The organism is Micrococcus sp. KRD026 (assembly GCF_017168445.1).
Classification (GTDB): Bacteria; Actinomycetota; Actinomycetes; order Actinomycetales; family Micrococcaceae; genus Micrococcus; species Micrococcus luteus.
In genome coordinates, this window is the sequence record NZ_JABFBA010000001.1 from 125,256 (window position 1) to 125,708 (window position 453).

Here is a 453-nt window from a genome sequence, read left to right on the forward strand (position 1 = left end):
GCTCGGCGTGAGGCCCTGGCGGTGTGGGTGAACCACTACAACTACCATCGGCCTCATACCTCCTGCGGGGACGCCCCGCCAACCTCGTTGGCACCGGCCCGAGTCAACAACGTCATGCCCTCCTACAACTAGCCGGGCTACGTCCTCTCTAGCCCAGGTGGTAGTTCCTGCGAGGGGAAACTCTCCGATGACGCGGCGCATGTCCTCTTCTTCTCTGGCCTGTGCATGATGCCCCGCTAGTGCAGGAGGACGGTCCCGTGCCTATTGGTGGGGCGGTAAGCAGGTCGGCCCCCTGCCCTCATCAGAGGGGAAGGCCGGGGTTGTCTCTGAGCCGCCCCCTTCATTCGGTCCGGACGTTCTGTGAGTCGTCGGTTTCCATTTGATGGGTGCACTGCCGAGCGTACTCGGCTGGGGTTAGGTAGCCGAGCGAGGAGTGCCGGCGGTGGTGGTTGT

Annotated in this window: 1 protein-coding gene; it reads left to right on the plus strand. The window is 64.0% G+C overall.

All coding sequences use genetic code 11. From position 1 onward, the window contains the following. On the plus strand, nucleotides 1-132 hold a 132-nt coding region (locus J1M40_RS00530; protein ID WP_152743659.1), incomplete at its 5' end, for an integrase core domain-containing protein. Nucleotides 133-453: the final 321 nt, after the last annotated feature.